The 20,473-nt window shown below is 34.2% G+C and carries 20 protein-coding genes and 1 riboswitch; of the genes, 8 read left to right on the top strand and 12 right to left on the bottom strand.

The window, feature by feature from the left end; genetic code table 11:
• Positions 1-11 precede the first annotated feature (11 nt).
• Positions 12-1,145 carry an FtsK/SpoIIIE domain-containing protein gene (locus BG04_RS00290; RefSeq protein ID WP_034656251.1) on the top strand — a complete coding sequence of 378 codons (1,134 nt, stop codon included), beginning with the start codon at positions 12-14 and terminating at the stop codon, positions 1,143-1,145.
• Positions 1,142-1,837, top strand: coding sequence for a hypothetical protein (locus tag BG04_RS00285; RefSeq protein WP_034656253.1), 696 nt, complete (start codon positions 1,142-1,144; stop codon positions 1,835-1,837). The genes BG04_RS00290 and BG04_RS00285 overlap by 4 nt, the downstream gene beginning before the upstream one ends.
• A 93-nt stretch (positions 1,838-1,930) precedes the next feature.
• Here BG04_RS00285 and BG04_RS00280 read toward each other — a convergent pair whose 3' ends face one another.
• The 3 genes from BG04_RS00280 to BG04_RS00270 form a co-directional block, all read right to left on the bottom strand.
• A complete protein-coding gene (locus BG04_RS00280) occupies positions 1,931-2,818 on the bottom strand; it encodes an IS3 family transposase (RefSeq protein WP_034656255.1) in 888 nt (295 codons plus the stop codon).
• A gap of 8 nt (positions 2,819-2,826) precedes the next feature.
• Positions 2,827-3,123, bottom strand: coding sequence for a helix-turn-helix domain-containing protein (locus tag BG04_RS00275; protein WP_034649715.1), 297 nt, complete (start codon positions 3,121-3,123; stop codon positions 2,827-2,829).
• A gap of 1,032 nt (positions 3,124-4,155) precedes the next feature.
• A complete protein-coding gene (locus BG04_RS00270; RefSeq protein WP_080743218.1) occupies positions 4,156-4,371 on the bottom strand; it encodes a hypothetical protein in 216 nt (71 codons plus the stop codon).
• Between the two features lie 478 nt (positions 4,372-4,849).
• On the opposite strand from BG04_RS00270, the gene BG04_RS00265 reads away from it, so the two are divergent.
• Positions 4,850-6,403, top strand: coding sequence for a hypothetical protein (locus BG04_RS00265; RefSeq protein ID WP_051975682.1), 1,554 nt, complete (start codon positions 4,850-4,852; stop codon positions 6,401-6,403).
• 97 nt (positions 6,404-6,500) lie between these two features.
• On the opposite strand, the gene BG04_RS00260 is transcribed toward BG04_RS00265, so the two are convergent.
• The 7 genes from BG04_RS00260 to BG04_RS30505 form a co-directional block, all read right to left on the bottom strand.
• Complete coding sequence (locus tag BG04_RS00260) at positions 6,501-6,722, bottom strand: helix-turn-helix domain-containing protein (RefSeq protein WP_034656257.1); 222 nt, start codon at positions 6,720-6,722, stop codon at positions 6,501-6,503.
• A 337-nt stretch (positions 6,723-7,059) separates the two neighbouring features.
• Positions 7,060-7,533, bottom strand: coding sequence for a MerR family transcriptional regulator (locus BG04_RS00255; RefSeq protein ID WP_034656259.1), 474 nt, complete (start codon positions 7,531-7,533; stop codon positions 7,060-7,062).
• A gap of 785 nt (positions 7,534-8,318) precedes the next feature.
• Positions 8,319-9,053: a MerR family transcriptional regulator gene (locus BG04_RS00250; protein ID WP_050691764.1), complete on the bottom strand. Its 735-nt coding sequence runs from the start codon at positions 9,051-9,053 to the stop codon at positions 8,319-8,321.
• Positions 9,054-9,755: 702 nt separating this feature from the next.
• Positions 9,756-10,511 carry a ParB N-terminal domain-containing protein gene (locus BG04_RS00245; RefSeq protein ID WP_034656261.1) on the bottom strand — a complete coding sequence of 252 codons (756 nt, stop codon included), beginning with the start codon at positions 10,509-10,511 and terminating at the stop codon, positions 9,756-9,758.
• 107 nt (positions 10,512-10,618) lie between these two features.
• On the bottom strand, positions 10,619-11,902 hold the full coding sequence (locus BG04_RS00240) for a hypothetical protein (protein WP_034656264.1): 1,284 nt from the start codon (positions 11,900-11,902) through the stop codon (positions 10,619-10,621).
• Positions 11,903-13,166: 1,264 nt separating this feature from the next.
• The gene (locus BG04_RS30510) at positions 13,167-13,325 is read right to left on the bottom strand and encodes a hypothetical protein (protein ID WP_155276322.1); all 159 of its coding nucleotides are present in this window, start codon (positions 13,323-13,325) and stop codon (positions 13,167-13,169) included.
• On the bottom strand, positions 13,325-13,492 hold the full coding sequence (locus tag BG04_RS30505) for a hypothetical protein (protein WP_155276323.1): 168 nt from the start codon (positions 13,490-13,492) through the stop codon (positions 13,325-13,327). Before BG04_RS30505 ends, BG04_RS30510 begins: the two co-directional genes overlap by 1 nt.
• A 1,030-nt stretch (positions 13,493-14,522) precedes the next feature.
• On the opposite strand from BG04_RS30505, the gene BG04_RS30770 reads away from it, so the two are divergent.
• Positions 14,523-14,690 carry a hypothetical protein gene (locus tag BG04_RS30770; RefSeq protein ID WP_165592328.1) on the top strand — a complete coding sequence of 56 codons (168 nt, stop codon included), beginning with the start codon at positions 14,523-14,525 and terminating at the stop codon, positions 14,688-14,690.
• A gap of 872 nt (positions 14,691-15,562) precedes the next feature.
• Here the strand turns inward: BG04_RS30770 and BG04_RS00225 are convergent.
• The gene (locus BG04_RS00225; protein ID WP_034656270.1) at positions 15,563-16,147 is read right to left on the bottom strand and encodes a TetR/AcrR family transcriptional regulator; all 585 of its coding nucleotides are present in this window, start codon (positions 16,145-16,147) and stop codon (positions 15,563-15,565) included.
• Positions 16,148-16,325: 178 nt separating this feature from the next.
• Between BG04_RS00225 and BG04_RS00220 the strand changes: the two genes are divergently transcribed.
• From BG04_RS00220 to BG04_RS29210, 3 genes are all read left to right on the top strand, one after another.
• Positions 16,326-17,207, top strand: coding sequence for an ABC transporter ATP-binding protein (locus BG04_RS00220; protein WP_201773242.1), 882 nt, complete (start codon positions 16,326-16,328; stop codon positions 17,205-17,207).
• Between the two features lie 9 nt (positions 17,208-17,216).
• Complete coding sequence (locus BG04_RS00215; RefSeq protein ID WP_034656275.1) at positions 17,217-18,827, top strand: ABC transporter permease; 1,611 nt, start codon at positions 17,217-17,219, stop codon at positions 18,825-18,827.
• Between the two features lie 437 nt (positions 18,828-19,264).
• Positions 19,265-19,349, top strand: a riboswitch (cyclic di-GMP riboswitch).
• Between the two features lie 22 nt (positions 19,350-19,371).
• Entirely contained in the window at positions 19,372-19,500 is a 129-nt protein-coding gene (locus BG04_RS29210) for an anti-repressor SinI family protein (RefSeq protein ID WP_115648279.1), read from the top strand.
• Between the two features lie 28 nt (positions 19,501-19,528).
• On the opposite strand, the gene BG04_RS29205 is transcribed toward BG04_RS29210, so the two are convergent.
• Positions 19,529-19,672, bottom strand: coding sequence for an anti-repressor SinI family protein (locus BG04_RS29205; RefSeq protein WP_080743158.1), 144 nt, complete (start codon positions 19,670-19,672; stop codon positions 19,529-19,531).
• 481 nt (positions 19,673-20,153) lie between these two features.
• Between BG04_RS29205 and BG04_RS30765 the strand changes: the two genes are divergently transcribed.
• On the top strand, positions 20,154-20,300 hold the full coding sequence (locus BG04_RS30765; protein ID WP_168797095.1) for a hypothetical protein: 147 nt from the start codon (positions 20,154-20,156) through the stop codon (positions 20,298-20,300).
• The last annotated feature ends 173 nt before the right edge of the window (positions 20,301-20,473 follow it).

Below are 20,473 nucleotides of genomic sequence, written 5' to 3'. Positions count from 1 at the left end.
GAGGATTCTAGATGTTTGAGAAATTAAAATTGCGTGGAAAGCTTATTAAAGCATTTCGTACCGCAGAGATTTATCGGGTTATAAAGTGTGGTGATCGTACCTCCTATCAATTTCCGAAAATCCATCGGATCGATCATCAGCACACCTATACTCGGTATGCTTTTTCATTACTGAATGGCATTGATCCTGAACTTTTAAATAAAAAAAGATGGGCCTTACGACAAGTATTAGGCAGCAATATTGAAGTGAATGGCAGCTTAAAAAACTTTAGTATTACCGTTCATCACAAAGACTTACCTACCATGCTTAAATATGATTATGAAACAATCCATCCTCACATTGAGAAGATGGAGCTGCCTGTCTGTATTGGTCAAGAAATCTATGGAAACTTCATTTCGTGGGACTTTGCGGATCTCGAAACTTTGCTAATATCGGGTGAAATTGGAGCAGGAAAAAGCAGTCTCATGCGTGTGATCCTCACAACATGGGTAAAATATGCCTCTCCTCAAGACTTGCGCTTAGTGTTGGTGGATCTTAAACGAGCAGATTTGGGGCTGTTTCATGGGATTGAGCATGTGGATGCGCTTTGTTTTGAGGCAAAGGATATGAGAAAACCGTTTGCCTTATTACGAGCTGAAATGTATCGAAGAGGCGATTTATTGTTGGAGCATGGGGTCACTCATATCAGCAGGCTACCTTTTAAGTTGCCTCGTATTGTTGTGGTAATTGATGAAATGTCCATAGTGAAAAGAGAAACGGATCTTGTAGAGATGATCCAACAGTTTGCGAGTCAAGGTCGTGCGTTAGGTGTTCATACGATTATTGCCATGCAGCGTCCTGATGCTGATTTATTGAATTCAGCACTAAAAGCAAACTTACGGGTTCGGATCTCTGGAAGGCAGGCAGATGCGATAAATGCAAAAGTAGCCGGAGTCATCGGCGCAGAAGAAATCGATGCCGCAGCCAGGGGGCGTATGAAAATTAAAATTGATGGAGTGAAAGAATTTCAAGCCTACTTCTTAGATGAAGGAGCTTGTAAGGAAATACTTACGCCTTATAAAACGCTCGTGAAAGATCCTGAACCAGAACTAGAAGTGGTATCACAGTCCATCTTTGGGTTATTAGAGAAGGAGGAGCAGCGATGAGTTTCCGGTTATCTCAGCGTGATAGAGACATCATAGCGTTTATTAATCAATTTAGAGCCGTGGATCGAGACTCTTTAGTTGACCTCTTCTTTAAACAGCTTAAATCGCCTATAAATGCATGCAATAGTGTGATGGTACGTTTATATCGATTAAAACTAATTGAACGTACACAGCAGTATTCTCCTACGGTCTACTTACCTGTAGATGCCAAAATGAAAAAGAACTCTCAAAAGATATTACATTTCCTTTCTATTTTGGATGTCTATAAACAAATGTGTACGTATAGCACACCTAAACAGGTCATTGTCGAAGATAAGCCCACCGGACGAAAAGGAGGAATTGAACCAGATCTCTTTTGTATTTTTAAAGGATCTCCTTTTTGGATTGAAATACAACGAAATCAGTATTCAGAACAGAAAATGCAAGCGAAGGTTAACCTCTATGAAGAATTTTTCTTTTCAGATGAATGGAAATCCTTGCACTGGCAACCAGAAGAACGGGCACCTATCTTCCCTTCTGTCATTTTGATTACACCTGTTCGTTATGCTGTTAATTCTGACCACATCCGCATTATACAGGTAGCAAGTATTCATGAATTGATGGTGAAATATAAAAGTTCTCATAAAAAACAAAGGGAAGAAAGACCAAAAGTAGTATCATCGTCAAATGGAATCAAAATTAACTTAACATAGGAGACTAAGAAACTATGTTTTCTAATAAAAAAGAAAGCTACCCCATCGTTGCTGGAGTGACCCCTGTCAAATAGACAGGCTTAAGAAAGCTACCTATGCAGCCTGAGTTCTATACTGATAAGGACTCAGGTTATTTAATTTTTTTTGGAAGCGTTCGTGATTATAAAAATGTATGTATTGGTGGACTGCATCCTTCACTTCACTGGCTGTTTGGAAAGTATGAAGGTGAAAACACTCTGATTTAAAATGGCTAAAGAAACTCTCTATACAAGCATTATCCCAACAGTTCCCTTTCCTAGACATACTCACTTTTATTTGGTATTTCTCTAGTAATTGATGATAAGTACGGGATGTATATTGGATTCCTTGATCACTATGTAAGAGGATGCCTTTTACATTTCGGTGTTTTATTGCTTTCTCTAGCGTATCTATGACCAATTTAAGATCATTTCTTCGACTTATTTCATACGCAACAATTTCATTGTTGTATAAATCTTTAATGGCAGATAAATATAAAGTCTGTCCATTGAAAAGTAAATAAGTAATGTCTGTGACCCATTTTTCATTAGGCTGTGAAGCCTGAAACTCTCTATTGAGATGGTTATCTGACATAACAAAGGCTTCTTTTCTTCCGTAATAGCGACGCTTCTTCCTGATCACTGCTTGAATCTTCATCTCTCTCATCAAACGTTGTATACGCTTGTGGTTTACATGTAAGTCATACACTGCCTTTAACCATATTTGTATTCTTCTATATCCATAAATCCCTCTGAATTTCTGATGACATCTCTTTATTTTTTGTTTAAGTTCTTCATCTTCACGTTGTTTTTCAGAAGGAGAGATCTGTCGCTTTAACCACTTATAATAGCCACTTCTTGATACTTCTGCGATCTCACATAATAGACAAATCGCAAATTTTTTCCCTGCCTTTACCATTTCGTTAATGACTTTAAATTTTTTATAGGTTGATACTGCCCCCATTCCCCCTTTTACATCTGTAAGAGCTTTTTTAGCATTTCATTCTCAGCTTCCAATCGCTTGATTTTAGTCTCTGAACTTTCCAAATGAGAGACAGATTTCTCTTTATTAGGCTCTTTCGACTTTCCTCGCTTTTCCTCAAGGCCTTTCAGGCCTTCGGCTTCATAATGTCGAACCCAACGTAAAACCGTTGTATGATTAATCCCAAATTCTTTCCCAACTGCTTTACAGCCGAGTCGCCCCTCAAGATACAAATCGACTACTTTTTTCTTAAAACCAATGTCAAATGTTCTCTTCTTTTTCCCCATAAAAAAATCCCCTCCATAGTAGACAGAATAGGTTGCTTTCTTTTACTTGTCTACTATAAGGGGAGCATACCATGCAGGACAGGTAGCTTTTGAGGGAATTCATAAACTAATTTATAAAAAGTCTGAATAATTTTATAATAAATCAAGAAATAAATCAATATATGTTGACCTTGGACAAATATATGTAACGTACACTTTTTATACATCTTACTCCCACTTAGGTGTCGAGTAAACGTAGTCATATCAGAGATGTATAAAAAGCTGCATATATGTAAACTAGCTACTTGGTGTCTTGAAATAAAAAAGCCCCATTGATATTACTCAATTTAAAGAAGGAGCTCTGTCCATCATATATAGCCCAAAAACAGAAAAAACAACTGAACGGACCCAGTTGTTTTTTCTGCTACATTTATTTGATTAAAGGATAGAAACTTTACAGCTTCTTGAGTAGTTTGTTCATAACATGTGAAATTATTCAATCTACTAGACACAACAAAAAATAGACAGAATATTTTAATTAATTAGTTTACTTTGTAATCGCTTTCATTTATAATAAGGGTAGGTTGGATGGCATGAGTGGCTGTCATAGTATTTAGCGTAGGCGGGGCTGATACGAGGGAACAGGGCATAAAAGAAATGTCCTTTTTTATTTTCATGAAAAAGGTAAAAATAACATTTGATAATTTAAGTCAGGAAATATAACAGAATGATGGTTTTTTTATTCTAATTATGTAAAATGAAGTTGTGTAGAATCTACATAAAAAAGAAAGGATTACCTTTGGGGATAAGGTAGTCCTTTTTTTGTTGGTTCGAAAATTACACAAATATTTATATTTTCAAAATATTAAGTGATGACATTGATCATCATAGATAGTAAGATATAAGTGGTCAGCCTAACGGTGGGTTCACGTTTGATAACCCAAATCATGCTTATAGGAAAGAGCATTTCTCATTTGAGAGGAATGCTCTTTTCTCTGTATAAGAAAAAGCAGGCTTAAGCCTGCTTTTGTAGCCTTAGAGGCTATTTTATAGTTAAGAAGTACGTATTAGTTCTTGTGAGGATTCTTGATACAAATTCAGAAACTGTTGAACAGCTTCTGTCATACATGATGTATTCCACTTCTCTAAGATACTTCTTTTTTGATTCTTAATCGTGCACTCTTCTTTATGGAAAATGTCTTGTGTTGCTGAAATAGAATGACCATCAAAAGCAAAGACTTCTTGTTCTGCTTGAGTTATTTGATTCATAAATACTTTCTATTCCAGGGTTTTACATTCTTTTTCTGCACTCTTTAGCCCAGCAACTTCACCAACTAAATCAGACGCTACACTCAAGATATTGTCAATACCCATTAATAGTTTTTCAATAGTTTTTCGCTTTTATCCATGACAAGGCCCTTCTACTTTTTGAGGGCAACCTATGTTATAATAAAAGTCCGTTACGTACTAAGTTTTGACATGGGGGTGCTTTCCTAGCCGGGGAAGTGCCCTTTTTCATTTTATTTTGTTTGGACTTGGATTGTTTATAATAATGTTTAATCAAGAATCTTGTATATAACAGGATTTTTTTGTTTGATAGTAAACCCATTTCATTGAATAAGAAATAGCTGAGAAATACACTCGTTGGATTTAATTTATCTAACGAATGCTGTTTCGTTGTTGCTATACTAGGATTCGATGAGTTTTTAACGACTTAAATATTCATCATGAAGAAGGAGAGAATTGAATGGTTACAACAAAAACCCAAAAAAAGGTTGCAGTAAAAGATCTAGAAACTGATACAACAACTGTTGAACAGCTAGCGTATTATCGAATATTAGCCCCACTAAAAGTTAGATCACTCTTATCTCATCTTAGTTCAAGTGAAAAGAAATCTATTTCCTTTGATTTTAAAAAAATGAAAAATGGGGATTTAGATCCTTTACGTTACACATTTATAGAAGAGGTAGACAAACAGCAAACAGGCTCTACTGAAACATCTGAAAACAAAGAATCTACGCCTTACAAAGTAGATTTTGTTAACATGCAAAAGAAAGCTTTTAATTTATATGAAGGGATAATTCACATATATGGTATCCCAGACGACGGTATTAAGTTACCAGTGGAGGAAGTTAAAATAGATGAGTTGAAAATTGGAAAAAACGAAGTCGTTTATATGAACAATGAATCCACCCTTGTTACTTACCAAATCATTGAAACAGAGAAGGGATTCAAGGTCGTTATAGAAGATACTTTAACGTTGGATTTTGACAGGAGAAAGAAATCTGGTCTATTCCATCTAGAAAGAGTAAAAAGCCTTGGTTCCTATATGAAATGTTTACGATTAATAAACTATTACATACAGCGCAATAAGTTTCCTTTTCAATCTCTACAGTTATCTGGTGGGACATTAAATTTAAAGGGACATCTCCAACAAATTGAGGAAGAGATTGAATCCTACAAAGAACTGATAGATATTTGTACTCAAATTGGAATAAGTGAAAATTATATATTTGATGATAAGGAAGATTTCCCTTCCCTATTCAATGCTATAATCAATATCTTTAAAAATAAACAATATAGCTTACTAAATATTCATCAAGAAAAACTAGAAAAAACGGAGATAATCAATATTGAACTTTCCAAATATGTGAAACTAGCATTAGTATATGCAGATGGATGTTTCCTTAACCTTTATAGTGAAGAAGCGTTAAAAATAACGGGTAGATATTCGTCTATAACAGATGTAGCTAGTAATCACGGGCAGGATACTGTTGAACCTGTTATGTTATCTGATAATCGGGAAAATTATGACCAAAAAGTAAGCATTTTCGCTTCTCGAAAAATTGAAGAAATGGTGAAAGATACAAACTTTGATTTTGACATAGTAAAATTATCTTTTGCCGATGAACATCATGATATACAAGCTGACTTAACAATTACTAGTTCTTTAGAGTATATAGACTTTTATGATAAAATCCTCGATGGAAATTATTTAGAGCTTGCTCTTAATCTAAACCAACGATACTTAGCTAAGTATCCAAAAGATGAAATTGCAAAAGTTAATGTTTATCTCATTAAACTCAAGCAAGACCATGAATTATCAGAAGATGAACAAAATGATCTTTATAACATACAAGTAAGAGCAGAAATGAATAATGAGCAAACAATATGTTTTGCATGCGAAGTATTGTTAAAAAATAAGGCAGAAGCAAGGAAATTATTTGATACTCTTCACGATGAGGACAAAAAAGAGCTGATGGAATTTCCAATTTACCGTTTTTATCAAGACTTGGAGTAGTATGCTCATTTTCTTCTGTATATAGATTGCTAGTAAACTTTTATAAAGTTTTTTATCCTTAATGCAATAAATAAGCCCTATTTGCCTATGATAGGGCTTATAAGTTAAAAAAGTCCTCTACTTTCGCCTTCGAGTCAAGTTTTTTTAAGATATTCATCACTTTTTTTATGGTTGAGCCAGATGGAATATAATCTGAGTCATTATAAATTTTACTAACTGTATGTCTATTTAAATTAGTTGCTTTAACTAATTTGGTTTGAGTATAGCCCTTGCCCATTAGGTATTTTCCTAACTTACTTTTTTTAGTGATTTTAGGCATACTAACACACTCCTTTTTATAAAGGATGGACGCATTCTAAAAAAACTATACATTTTTGTATAAAAAAACAGGCAAAAATCTTAATTTACAACATATAATAAACTATAAAATAAACAGTATATAAATATTGCTTATGCAGAGTTGGAATAATGTCGATATTTTGGTCATAATCATATAGCATGAATACAGTTAAGACCGCCTTATAGACTGATACATATTGGGCGGTCTTTGTTACCGGTATTCTTTGAAATTAGACTTCACACAAAAAACCTTTACCTAGAGGGAAAAGGTTTTTTTGTGTGAATATTAGATAACGAGATACCACCATTCTAGCAAATCATTTTTCAAAAAAGGTTTTTAACCACTTATAAAAACTCTTCTTTTGTTGTTGTGCTTTTTTTAACACTCGAATTTCACGAGCCATTGAGATTAATTGACGTTCGCGTTCCTCAAACTTGGCATCGATATAGCTTTGTATCTCTTTCATTTGTACCTCACGTGATTCTAAGCTAAGGGTTTGCTTTTCAGTTGAAATGTTTGGTGGAGTGTCTGGTACTAGGTTGAATTTTTTTGCAACGGTTATAACGGCTTTTTCTAAGGTCATCTCGGGATGAGCATAAATTCTTTTTAGTTCATGAAAGATGGTAACGTCGTCGTTCGTATAAGCTAATCTACCGTTTTTTTTAGTGAATTGCACACCAATTTTGGCAAAATGGAAGTTGTATTTTCGTATAGTTGCTATGGGCAAACCAAGTATATCAGCTAATTCTTCGGTGGTATATGCTGCTTCTGCGGTTATGACTCTCAACATATGATCACCTCCTCTTATCAAGAGAACTATTCTAGGTATATACGTTAAAACCTTCAATTAATAAGAGAACGAGATATTATACCTTGTAATGCTATTGTTACTATAGTAATCGGTATTCTCAATTGAGTGGATATTATCATGTTTAGCTATTTACTAACATCATAGATTAAATATTTGCCCTCTCCCCTCAGCGTGATGGTTTTTCCTGATTCAGCCATGCATTTAGCTATATAAACATAAACTATCTAAAGAGATTAATCTAATAAATCATTAAATAGTGCTATCTTAATTTTAAAGTGTAATATCTATTGGATTTGAGTCAATAATTTAGATATAACAAAGTTGTCATGGTGCCAAATGAGCTAATTGCGGCATTGATAAATGTTAGAGTTTTATTTTTAGAGGATTAAATCTTTTGTTAAATAAAAATCTATTTTTTAATTCCTGTTTTATTTAGGGAATTACAAATCTATAAAAACGGAAATAAAACAATAATGATTCATTTCCGTTTTTATTAAATTTAAAACAGTTTAGAGTTGTGTTTGTAAAAGAATAAATGAATTATCTTTTAAATTATTGATTTTTTGCACGTTGATGTTTTCAATAATTTTACAGTATTTTCATTATAATTAAGCTATAAAATTAATCTTAAAATGATAATTAAAGCAATCATAAGTAAATTCCGATTTAGATATTTTTATGAAATTGATAAATAATTAAATAAAGACATTATTGTTTTCTATTATTTATTAGTTGACAAAATAAAAAACTAGGAATGATTTTTCCTAGTTTGAGAATAGCTTTTGCCATAATGTCTTCTTTTGATTTTGTTCTTTAATCAACTCTTTTTGAGTATGAGTAAATGCATTTAAAAGGTCTTCATCTCTTTGTTTTAATAACTCTTTTAGATTAGTATTTATCAGTTCTTCAAAATTCTGTTTGTTTTGATTTAGCTCCTGTTCAGCTGAATTATCTTTTAGCGTTTCTTGAGTTTTTCTAATGTTTTCAAGAAGAACTTTATCACGTTTTTTTAGGCTGTTTTCTATGTATGCTTCTAAGTCTTTATTTTCTGTTTTTACTTCAATCATTTGCTGCTTTGTTGCTGCAATTTCTTTATTTGCAATAGCTAACTCTTTTTGAGTAGAAATAAGTTCCTTTGTTAGAAGCTCCAATTTTTCTGAAAGAATCCTGTTAAATTCTATTTGTTGGTTCTGACCTTCAATTAGGTGATCTATCTTCTTTTCTAAAATAGACCGTTCTACGTGGTCATTAATAGTCATTTCTTCACCATTACGCCACTGTTTCACTTGATCCCAGGACCAACCTTGCTCATGAATTTTCTTCTTTATACTGTTAAGTGTCTCTAGATTCTCTTTTGTAAACCTTCTATGACCTTTTCCATAATCAGTGCCTGTCCACTCTGTAATAATATTGAATTCTTCACACCATTTACGAAGCAAATCTCCAGAGATACCCAGTATATTTACCACTTCTTTTGGTAAGTACAATTTTCCAGACATAACTACACCTCCATATGTTAATTAATAATTAATATAATACAAGAATCATGCAATTAATTTTGAAGTGAAACGTACCCTGGGATTATTAACGTAGATTCTAATAAAATTGTTCTTATCTCATTATTGATTCTATATTAACTGCTAACTTCTTCTATGTAAATCTTAAAGCAATAATAATGTAATAACTAATTCCTGAATAAGATTATTGTTTTATCTTTTAATCAATAACTATCATTATTGATTAAAATGAAACGGAAAAAACTTATTATTGATTTAATTATTGTTCAAATACATTTAAGTTAATCCTAAGTTCAACAAAAAATGCATTTTAACTAAAAAATAAATTCCTTTTTTATTCACAAACACGGATTCTTTTTTAAGTTCATCTTAAGTTAAACTAAAGTTAGGATATCAGAATACGCAAATGGGGTAATAGCTCTAAAATAGCTTCATTCAACTAATGATATATCAAAGATAAAATGATTAAGTTTAACAGAGCCAAAAGGAAAGCTAAAGCATTCTTTTTAATTTAAGGACTTATAATAATATAATCAAAAATGGAAAATGAAATCATATAGTAGATGAGCTATATGTAGAAAGTGGCTTTCAAGATAAATAGACAGTAAACAACTATGAAAGGGGACACCTTATAGTTGTTTGCTGTCCATTACGAATAACTAGCAATTCTTAGCTAAAAATGCTTCATTTTTGATAGTCATAGACAACTGGAACGTTGTCCATTTTCATGGTTTTGGCCACAATATAACGACGATAGCCATCTTTTAAGACCTTCGATCCTTTCTCAATCGTTAACGGCTTGTCAAGGTGTCCTGTACGCTTCACAAATTCAATGACTTCCTCTGTTTTCACAGGGTTTGGACGTGTCTTTAAGAAGGCTTCAGGAACGATAATGTCCTCAAAACTCACGACATCCTTTGTCCCTTTTGGCTGAATAGGTTGCTGCTTCTTTGATTGTGCAGCCTTTTTCTCTTGAACAGGTGTTTCGTTCACTTCTGGCTGTACAGTTTTCGCTTCTTTTGCTACAGGCTCTTGTTTTTCTTCCTGCTTAGTAGCTGAAACCTCTTGTTGTGCCTTAGAAACCTCTTGTTTCGCTTCTTTTTTATCTTTTGAATCATTGGCTTCTTTATCGTTTTTATTCGGGAGAACGGTAATCTGGAAGCAGATGATACCAATTTCTCCAGGGCACTCGTCAATGGGAATATCTAACGTTGGTTCCCCTTGAACTAAGATCTTTTCATGCATAATACTCTTTTTTGTCAGCCCGGTTTTATTAAAGGCTTTCTTGGCAACAAACACCGTATACGAAATAAAGGTGCTCTTTTTCAGACCTTTAGGCGCAGAAGGTGAACCTTTTTCACGCATATCAAAGGCAACGTAGCGATCATATTCTCGTAGTGGTCCTGTCGCAGATCCTGTTAGGGTCATTTTATGTGGCATGGTGATCTCCTCCTACATAGTTTTATATATTGATTATTTAGAAGTATGTTCTAAATAATAACACTCTTAGTAAACATCAGCTTCTAAGGGATTTCTTCACTTTATGATTAAGAAACTGAACCTTTTAACTGGTCCTGTTGGTGCAATAAAGCTTGTTCCTGTGGTGTTAAGGCTTGTCCTAGATCCTGTTTTAGCTGCGCCATTTCTAACGAACTGTACGTAGTACTGTGCTCTTGGAGCAAAGTTTCTTCTTCTGGTGTTAGTTCTTGCCCTAAATCTTGCTTTAACTGAATCATTTCAAGCTGTTGATCCAAAGAAATAGTTTCTTCTTGTGTACACTCATTTTGCTCCTGTTCAGCTTGTAACCAAGCAGGAACCAATTCCTTACGGATGATATGTTTAGGCGTAAATAGAGCTGCTTTAGCTTCAGTATGTATGTCTGACTCAGATGTTTGTTCTTCTGTATTTCCTTTTAGTAGATTTTTAAATTGATTGAATGCAATTTGATAAACAAGACGGCACATTTCATCCAGTGATAGGGGAATGCCCTTATGATTCGCCTCATGGACATATTTATCTAAGCCTACAATGGCTGTATAAGCAACTTCATGTACTTGCTCTTTCATAATCTCAATCTCTGTATCTCGTTTTACTGCTTTTGCTGCATTTCGAATACGAGCATAAAAGTCTTTTAGTTGATGACCATATTTCCCTGCATACACGTTATTTACTTTCTTAGGAACACCTTTGATATAAGCAAATGACTGTGAAGCAGATATTAAATGATTATTTAAATGATTTTTAGGTAAATCAAGGTTAATAAAGGGGGACGACGTTTTTCCGCCCTCAAAGCTTGGTGTATCAACGTTTTTAGCACGTTCTGGACTTGTCACAGGAGTTGTCACAGGAGTTGTCATTTCTTCTTGTTGAAGCGTTTGAATACCTGTTGTGTCATGGGCAAAAAAGATTTCCTCGCAAATTTGATCAAAATTCCTATGGCTTTTAAGGATAAACACATAGCTATCAGGATGAGCACCTGTCGTATCTTCTTTGATATAACGGGCCACGATCATAAAAGGTGTTGCCTTTAACGATTTCACAAAGCGAGAAACGGTACTTTGGGATACATCAAATTTTTCCATAAGTGTTTTGGAGTGAATCGCTTGAATGCCTGTGGCAACAAGGTTATAAATCACGTAATCTAACATTTCCATCCGTTTTTTAGGGAATACTTTATGTAGGGCTTCTTGTTGTTGTTTAAAGTATGTACGAAGTGTTTCTAAAAACGCTTCTTTCTTTTTACGAAGGGTCGGTTTTTCTTTCCATAACCATTTAAATCGTCCGTTGAAGGTATTTACATCGGGTAAATAGCAAGTCAATATCTTTGTCATTTGTTCATCTTCTCCTTTAAGGAACACAAAAAAGACACTGTTTCCCTTAAGAAAGGAAAACAATGCCGTGATTTTGATGAACTAAGCCCTTGAAATAGATGTCAATTTCATATAAAATAAAACCATAAGTTTTATTTTATAGAAAAACTAACTCTATTAACAAGAGACTTCGACAAGTGTTTTCCCTACCGTAACTAGGGGGAACGGTTTAAGAGTGGTGGTACACTACTTAAACAGTTGAAGTCTTTTTTCTATCCGCACGTTTTTGTTAGTTTTATTATAGCGTTAACTAGTCTCATAATTCAATAAAAATTAGCAAAATATATCAAAACAAGTATTTTTAGCTACGATCCGTTTGTTATTTCTTTAGGAGTCGACTTCATCATAGCTGAATTTGTGGAATTAGGGGAGGGGTATTTTTTTACCCCTCCCTAAATAGTTAGAAATGTGTTATAATGCTGCATTTCTATAACGTTAAAGGCTTAGTAATTCGTACACTTTTAATGATAAGGGTAAATAGCTATTCTGGGTAGGGTGATTTTTTCTAATCCTTTTTTGGTAGATGGGGTGAGAAAAAATCACCCTATTCAATATGCTTATAATATGATATGGGTAACTTTTAACTATAAAGGCAGAGGGATATTTTTGGCTTCAAAGATCGTATAGGAAGCTCTTATGCTTTGTATATGCTTCTTTAATGTCTTCTGAATAGTTTTACGCTTTCTTTATCCTTAGAAGCTCACAATGGCTGTTAAAAGTGTCAGCAATGAACTGTATAGTTTGCTATCGATGAAACAAACGTAATGTATCTATCAAAACATAGGTATGAAAGCTACTTCTACTCATTAATGGCCTTTTGAACTTAGCTACTACAAATCTTGATTTCACTATACTATAGAAGCATAAAGGCAGGCCTTAGCCTGCCTTTATAAACGCTAAGATTAATCTTCAAATAAATGATCCAGTTCTTCTGCTGCTTCCCGTTTTCTTTTTTCCCTGAACTGTATTTTTTCTTCTTGAATCTTGTGTAGCGCAACTCTTTTGGCCTTCTTAGTAGCTTCTGTTTCACCGAACTGTGTGGACTTAAACTTTTGAATATTTAAATGGTCGTATAAATTATTAACGAGTTCCATTAATACCCGAGCGTCTATTTGTGTGTTCTTTGTCGTTTCTTTTATCTCACTTAACTCATCGTCTAAGTACTGGTAAAATCCACTTGCTCTTTTCAGGTAAGCCTGACCTATTGCGTCAATTGTAGCAGCGTCTAAAAATGTTTCATCGGGCTCAATCGTTCATATTTTCGAATGATATCTGCAATGGCATCGCCTGGAAAACGATAGCCTCTTTCTTTCATATGTTTATGAAGATATTCATCAGCCTCTTCACTTAAAGAAATCATTCTTCTGTGTTTGCTTGCGGTCATTATTCGTCATCCTCCCAGAAGAGTTTATTGAATGTACGATCCATATTTGCCATCGCATCTGAGCATCTTTGCATTGTCTCTATGGTTCGATCATACAAATCATCAATAGCTTGTTCTTGCTTTTCTACTTCTTCCATAATAGATAATGTTTCAATTTGTTCTTTCAAAAAAGCTTATCGAGAAAGACCCTTTTCTTTGGCTAAACGATCTACTTTACTCACAGCAACCGGACATACATTTCTCACTTTAATCTCCATGTTTGTTCTCCTTTCCTGTGTTTTTATTGCATCAACATAAAAAACGTAAAAACATCTTGAAGAGCATAAGGGGTTTTTGCCCCCACAGGCTGTGTGGGGTTAGGCAGAGCCTAACAAAACCTTGGGTACAAGGAAATGTTTGCAAGAACCCCCTCAGCGCACCCTCAAATTGAAGGACAGTCCCTTCACCGCACCTTCAGTGATCACAACATTTGTGCTAGAAACCCCTTCACCGACCCTTCATAGTTGATAAATGTCCCCTCAAGGGTCACTTCATTTCGAGGTGTTTTTTGAAAAAAATAAGACAGAAGCAAACGATCTTTTTTATTTCTTTCGCACGTTCATGGTCAAAACGGCCATCTGTTTTTGCTTACAATGCAAGTGATTTACGCGTGCTTTTTTACCATCTATGAATCAATTTTTATTCTATAAACGATTACCGTTCTAAAAAAATACACGTTCACAAGATGTCGGTATTTATTTTTTTCATGTTTACATGAGTTAGAAAAACATTTTATAAAAAGGAAAATGAAAAGCCAAGACAGAATGAAAATTGTGATAAAAAAAGATGCGATTCAATCTAATGATGAAAGCATTCAGTTCTATGAAGGTGACCAAAAAAGTCTATAAGAAAAGATCCAAAAATTAAGTGAAAAGCAACAAGATTTAGCCATGAAGTGAAAAAACACATGTTAACAGTAGGTCAACATGTGTTTTTTTGAGGTTCACAGTAGGTTCACATCATTAATTTTTCATGTTCACAGTAGGTTCACATAGAGGAATTTAGGTCAACAGTAGGTTCACACTTTAGAGGTTGTCGTGATATCACGGTTTTGCTAGGCTCTGCCTAGCCTATCATCCCGTGTGATAGCAAAAACCCCTTATGCTCTTCTCTCTTTTGTAGTAGGGAACCACAATCTACAGGAAAGGAATAAATATTATGGATTTGTTCTTAAAAAATATTGATCCAATTGTGGTTAAAAAAATAGATGAAATTGAAAAGAAAAAAAGATTTCTTGCAAGGACTTTTTTAAAAGTCAGTTTAGAAAGGAAGGAGGTACTGAGAGAGAGAAAGGATTATGACAAAGAAAGAAAAGAGAAATCATAAAATAGATTCACAAAATTTTTTGCACGGAATAGTGGAGCACATTCTAAAAAAACGGAGTACAACACAGGAAATGGAACGTTAAAAAAAGCAAAAGTTTGAGAGCAAGAGAAGGAATGAAAAGTCCTCTTTTTCCATACTACGATGGTAGAAGGGGGGAAGAAGTAGCAAGCAAAATAAGGCGAAGTTATTTTAGTTATAGAGGATCTATATTTATAAATTCATAATCAATCAATCGAATAGTATAAAGACTTTTTTCTCTTTCCAGCTTGCGAGCAATGCATATAATCATTACAGAACTCACAATGGGTTAAATCATCCTTTATAATTGGGAGATTAACAATACTCTCACAATAAGGACAAGGTGGTGTAATCACTATAAATCTCTTCTATGTTTTAAAATAGGAGAGCATTAATACTCTCCCTTAAAACTCACGATTCATATTCCTTTTCTTCATCAATCCATCTATCTTCAGTCAATAGCCCACACTTAGGACATTTATATTTTGGATCTAGTTGAGTTGTTATTGCCTCAAAATTACAAGGTTCACATAAATGAATTAAAAACAAGTATTATCACACTCCAAATAAATAGAAACCACATCATCTTTATAGGTTTCATAAGTGATAATAACATCTTTTCCATCCTTTTATATTTATTTTGCACATCCAATTATTTATAAAACTATTCGGATCCAACCAGTAAAAAAGCGACTGCTCATTGTTCAGCAATCGCACCCGACTGTGGAAAATCTCATCTATATGTATTATTGAACTAAAGCAACCTTTAGCTAAACAAGCAGCAATAGTTATTATATTTGTCCTAAATCTTTAACACATATATCGAATAATTTGTTCGATTTGTCGAGTTTACTTTAACGCAACCCATTCATAATCATTTGAGTGAATTGAGGGCTATATTTTATCAAGTTATCACTATTGATCGCTTGACTCTTCAGTCCCTCCGTGAAAATATGCATAAACATCAATAAAACCTCATCAGAATATGCGGGATTAATTTTCCCTTCTTTACGCCCTTTTTGAAACAGTCTTAAAACTAATCGATCACTTGTTTCTTGTGCATCCTTATCAAAAAAAGTCTGTTCACTTGCAAATTGCTGCATCACATTATGAAAAAATATTGATGTCGTACTTTGGATTTCTTTCATTTTATATTGCGTGAGTTCCATATACGTTTGTTCAAAAGATAAATCACTTTCAATCAATCGTTCGTATTCTTCATGAATAGAGGCAAATGAATTCTGTAACGCAGTATTTATTAAATTATCTTTTGTATTGTAATAATTAAATAAGGTTACTTTACTCACACCCGCCCTTTTTGCAATCTCGTCCATGGTTATATTTGAAATGTCCTTTTGATTCAGCAATTCAAGCGTAGCTTCTTCAATAATTTTCATTTTCTTTTCACGCCTTAGATCAAAGCCATTTTTTTTCGTCATCTTCTCACCACATTTTTTCCGTTTTTTAATTACTTTCTACATATATATAGTATTTCATTTTTTGAACTAATTCAAACATTTTAGTTAAAAATAGTTTGAATTAATATAGATATGAGCGTATATTATGAACTATAAATGTGTTTTTAGTAAAAAATTCGTAGAATAGGGGATGAGACGAATGGTTATAGCAGAAATTAAGGGGCTACAAAAAAAATATAAATCAACCCCCGCCTTAAAAAATGTAACGATGGAATTAAAAAGAGGTGAAGTATTAGGTTTTATAGGACCAAATGGAGCCGGAAAATCGACGACCATCCGCATCCTTCTAGGTATTATAAAGTCTAGTGGAGGAACAGCCAAAATCTTCGGGAAGGATGTCTGGAAAGATTCGATTGAAATCCATAAACGACTTGCCTACGTTCCTGGTGATGTAAATCTTTGGCCAAATTTAACAGGTGGAGAAATTATTGATGTTTTTATGCGACTGCAGGGAACGAAAAACGATGCACGACGCGATGAATTAATTCAAAAATTCCAACTGGATCCTAAGAAAAAAGCACGGACTTATTCAAAAGGAAATCGCCAAAAAGTTGCCCTTATTGCCGCGTTTGCTAGTGATGCAGAACTTTATATTTTTGATGAACCAACTAGTGGTCTTGACCCTCTAATGGAAGCTGTCTTTCAAGAGCAAGTAGAAAATTTAAAGAATCAAGGAAAGTCCATCCTTCTTTCCAGCCACATCTTAAGCGAGGTAGAGCGCTTATGTGACCGCGTAGCGATTATTCGTCAAGGAGAAGTAATTGAAACCGGAACATTAGATGAATTAAGACATTTAACCCAATATCAATACAAGGTTACGACCCGTGACGTACCGATTGGATTAAAACAGGTGAGGGGTGTGCATGACCTAGTGATCAATGGTAAAGAAGCTGTTTTCCAAGCTGATAGTGATCAAATTGAGTCCATTCTAGAAGCAATCATTCCTTACCATGTAACAAAGCTCGAGAGTGTACCGCCGACTCTTGAAGCGTTGTTTATGCGCCATTACACTGGAAAGTAGGTGAGAAAAATGAAAAATCGCTTTAATATGACTGGAATGCTCTTTCTTCATACATTACGTAGAGATTGGTTAAAGCTTCTCATTTGGGCAGTGGCCTTAAGTCTTTTCACAGGCGGCTTTGCGAGTGCAATGTATGAAATCTATGGAAAAGACCCTGCTGGATTGATGGCTATGTATGAAACCTTAAAGAATCCAGCAATGATTGCCATGCTTGGACCAACATCAGCTGCTGCCGAAACGTATACAGTGGGAGCAATGTACGCACATGAAATGATCCTCTTTACGTCACTCGTATTTGCCATTGTATCGATTATGCATGTAATAAGTCGAACAAGAAAAGAAGAGGATGATGGAACAACAGAGCTTATTCGTTCTTTTCAAGTTGGTCGACTGGCCAACACGACAGCAGTCGTTATCGAAATGTTCCTTCTACATTTGGTCATAAGCGTTCTTTCTACAGGCTTGCTACAAGTCCAAGGTGTACCTGGAATGGATTTTCATAGTAACTTATTATATTCCTCTTCATTAGGTATGCAAGGGTTCTTATGGGCGATGATTGCACTCATATTTGCCCAATTAGCTGCTGGAGCTGGAAGTGCAAGGGGACTGAGCTTCTTTACTCTCGGCTTTTTTTACATTCTTCGAATGGTAACAGATATGAAAGCACCAGATGGTTCTTGGTTCAACCCGTTAGGGTGGAGTTATCTAGTAAATGTTTACATTAGTGATAGCTGGCTTCCAATCGTCATTGCTTTTGTTGCCAGTATCGTTTTCATTGCAGTTTCTTATCTTTTGGAACAAGTTCGAGATATGGGAGCTGGATATTTACCAGAACGCGCTGGTCATGCACATGCAAAAGAACATATGTTGAGTCTTCCTGGCCTTGTATTACGACTGCAAAAAATATTTATTATTGGCTGGCTCTTTGCCCTCTTTATATGTGGAGCTATGTATGGATCCATTTTTGGAGATATGGATGATTTTGCAAGTGAAAATGAGATCATGAAGCAAATGTTCCTTCATAATTCAGATTACACCATACAAGAACAATTTATGAGCGTTCTCTTCGTGATTTTATCTCTATTGACTACGATTTTTATTGTAGGAAGTCTCATGAGGCTCGTAAACGAAGAAAAGAAAGGGCGCTGGGATCAGCTTTATGCCACTAAATTAAGTCGCACCAAATTTTACTGGTACCATATGATAATAGCTTCCATACTAGGAGTGGTTGGACAATTTTCTGCAATATTAGGGCTCTATTTGGCCCAACGAAGTGTCATGGAAACACCGTTAAGTTTCTGGGAAATTACTAAGGCTGGGATTGTGTGGATACCTGCGATTTTCTTCTTTATCGGCATTTTGTCTGTCCTAATTGGTTGGTTGCCGCGCTTTACGATGATTATTTGGGCTTATCTAATATTTGCTTTCTTTATCAGTTATTTTGGGCAAATGATGGAGATTCCAAAATTCGTAACCAACCTAGATGTATTTAGCTATATTCCAAAAATTCCAATTGAAGAATGGAAATGGGGAGCCATCATCTTCATCAAATTATTGGCTCTCTTCATAATCGTTATTGGTTTCATCGGCTATAAAAAACGGGATTTAGTAAGTGAGTAAAAAAGAAACGGGTTTTAACGAAACCACTGAAAAAGTGATCGTTTGTAAAAAATTAAAGATTTTAGGGATATCTAAATTCTAAATGTATCCTCAAGAAAGAAACGGGCCTTAGAAGCAACTCTAGAGGTCCGTTTTTTTATGACTATATAATGAAGAACATATCTATTTGTCGACAATACAATAATCCAAAAAGGTACACCTTTTTAGACGGAAAAAAACAAACGATAAAGCGTCTATTTAATCTTGAAAACAATCCAGACGTATTAAAAATACTCGGCCTTATTGTACGCTTGGTTTACATCTCTTCCCAGCTGATAACTATCAGCATTACTTTTGAAGTTGGAAGTATTTTTTTAATTCAGAAAATAATTATAAGAATACTTATTTCGACATACTTCAACATCCATTATGTAGTAATATTTATATAAATTTACACATTCAGATAAAGGCAAACTAGTTGAAAAGCTAGGACGCAAAGCTACAGGTCTAAAGTCAATTGACTATGACAGCTGAGCCTCCTGAAAATCTGGAGGAATTTATGTTTATGGACAGTAAAAAAGAAGTAATAACGTCACATTTAGACCAAGAATGGATTAGACTTATCCAAGAGGCTAAGGAAGTAGGGTTATCGGTTAAAGAAGTAAAAGCATTTTTAGATAATACACAAACCTAGCGATAACAAAAAACATTAGATAGACACGCTATCTAATGTTTTTTGCTATCGTGTTATCTTGAGATTTTGCTTCTAGAAACTGTTTAAATTCTTCTTTACTCACATTTGAATTCATTGCATCTTTAACTAGCTTCATCCACTCTTCTGGCAGAACTGCTATAGACTTTTTCATAATAGTACCTCCTTACATAAGTCCTTTTTATCATTTACCGTTTGTTTTAAGCTTAAAACCCTATTTTATAGTGACCACCCACTATATTACAACTAAATAGTTAATCCTCTTTACTTTAATCGACTATAGATAGCTGTTTATGTAGTAAAAAATAAAATTCTTTCTATTATTCTTCCGGAGTCACCGCATTTTTTATATTCTGATATTCTTTTCACCGGCGATAAAAAGTAGCTTCACTTATATTTGTGATTTTACAAATTTCCTTTACAGGCTTATTAGTAGTTTCATGAAGATCCATGGCATGCCTTACCCCATCATGCTTTAACATGAATTTTTGCTTCTTTCCTTTATATATACCTTTTAGTAGTAAGATGAACTACTTATCACTTATAGATCTAGCATAAGGAGTGGATTTTTCAACATAATTATAATAATAAGGAGAAATTGCACCTATTAAGTAACCTAAAGGTGGTGAGTACTTATGAAAAACAGGGATAAAAGACGAAAAAAGAAACGTGATTTTTTAAAGGATTACTTAAAAAATAAGTTAGGTAATTGGAAACCTGGACTTAGCAAAGAGCCGACCTCGAATTCTAAGACGACACAAGAAAATAGAAACCTTGATTAGGTAATATTTGTGTATAGGTATTTAGAAATTTGTCAACATGAAAAATAGCCCCCTTTAGAAGTCTATCTCTAGAGAGGGCTGATTATAAAGCATATTTAGTAAACTTATTTTAAATATTTAGAAAATTAAATCACTAAGGAATTATTGAGTAAAAGAATTAAAGATAAATTCTA

Source organism: Priestia megaterium NBRC 15308 = ATCC 14581 (genome assembly GCF_000832985.1).
Classification (GTDB): Bacteria; Bacillota; Bacilli; order Bacillales; family Bacillaceae_H; genus Priestia; species Priestia megaterium.
Note: the sequence above shows the minus strand (reverse complement) of the source record. Positions and strands in the feature narration are given on the sequence as shown.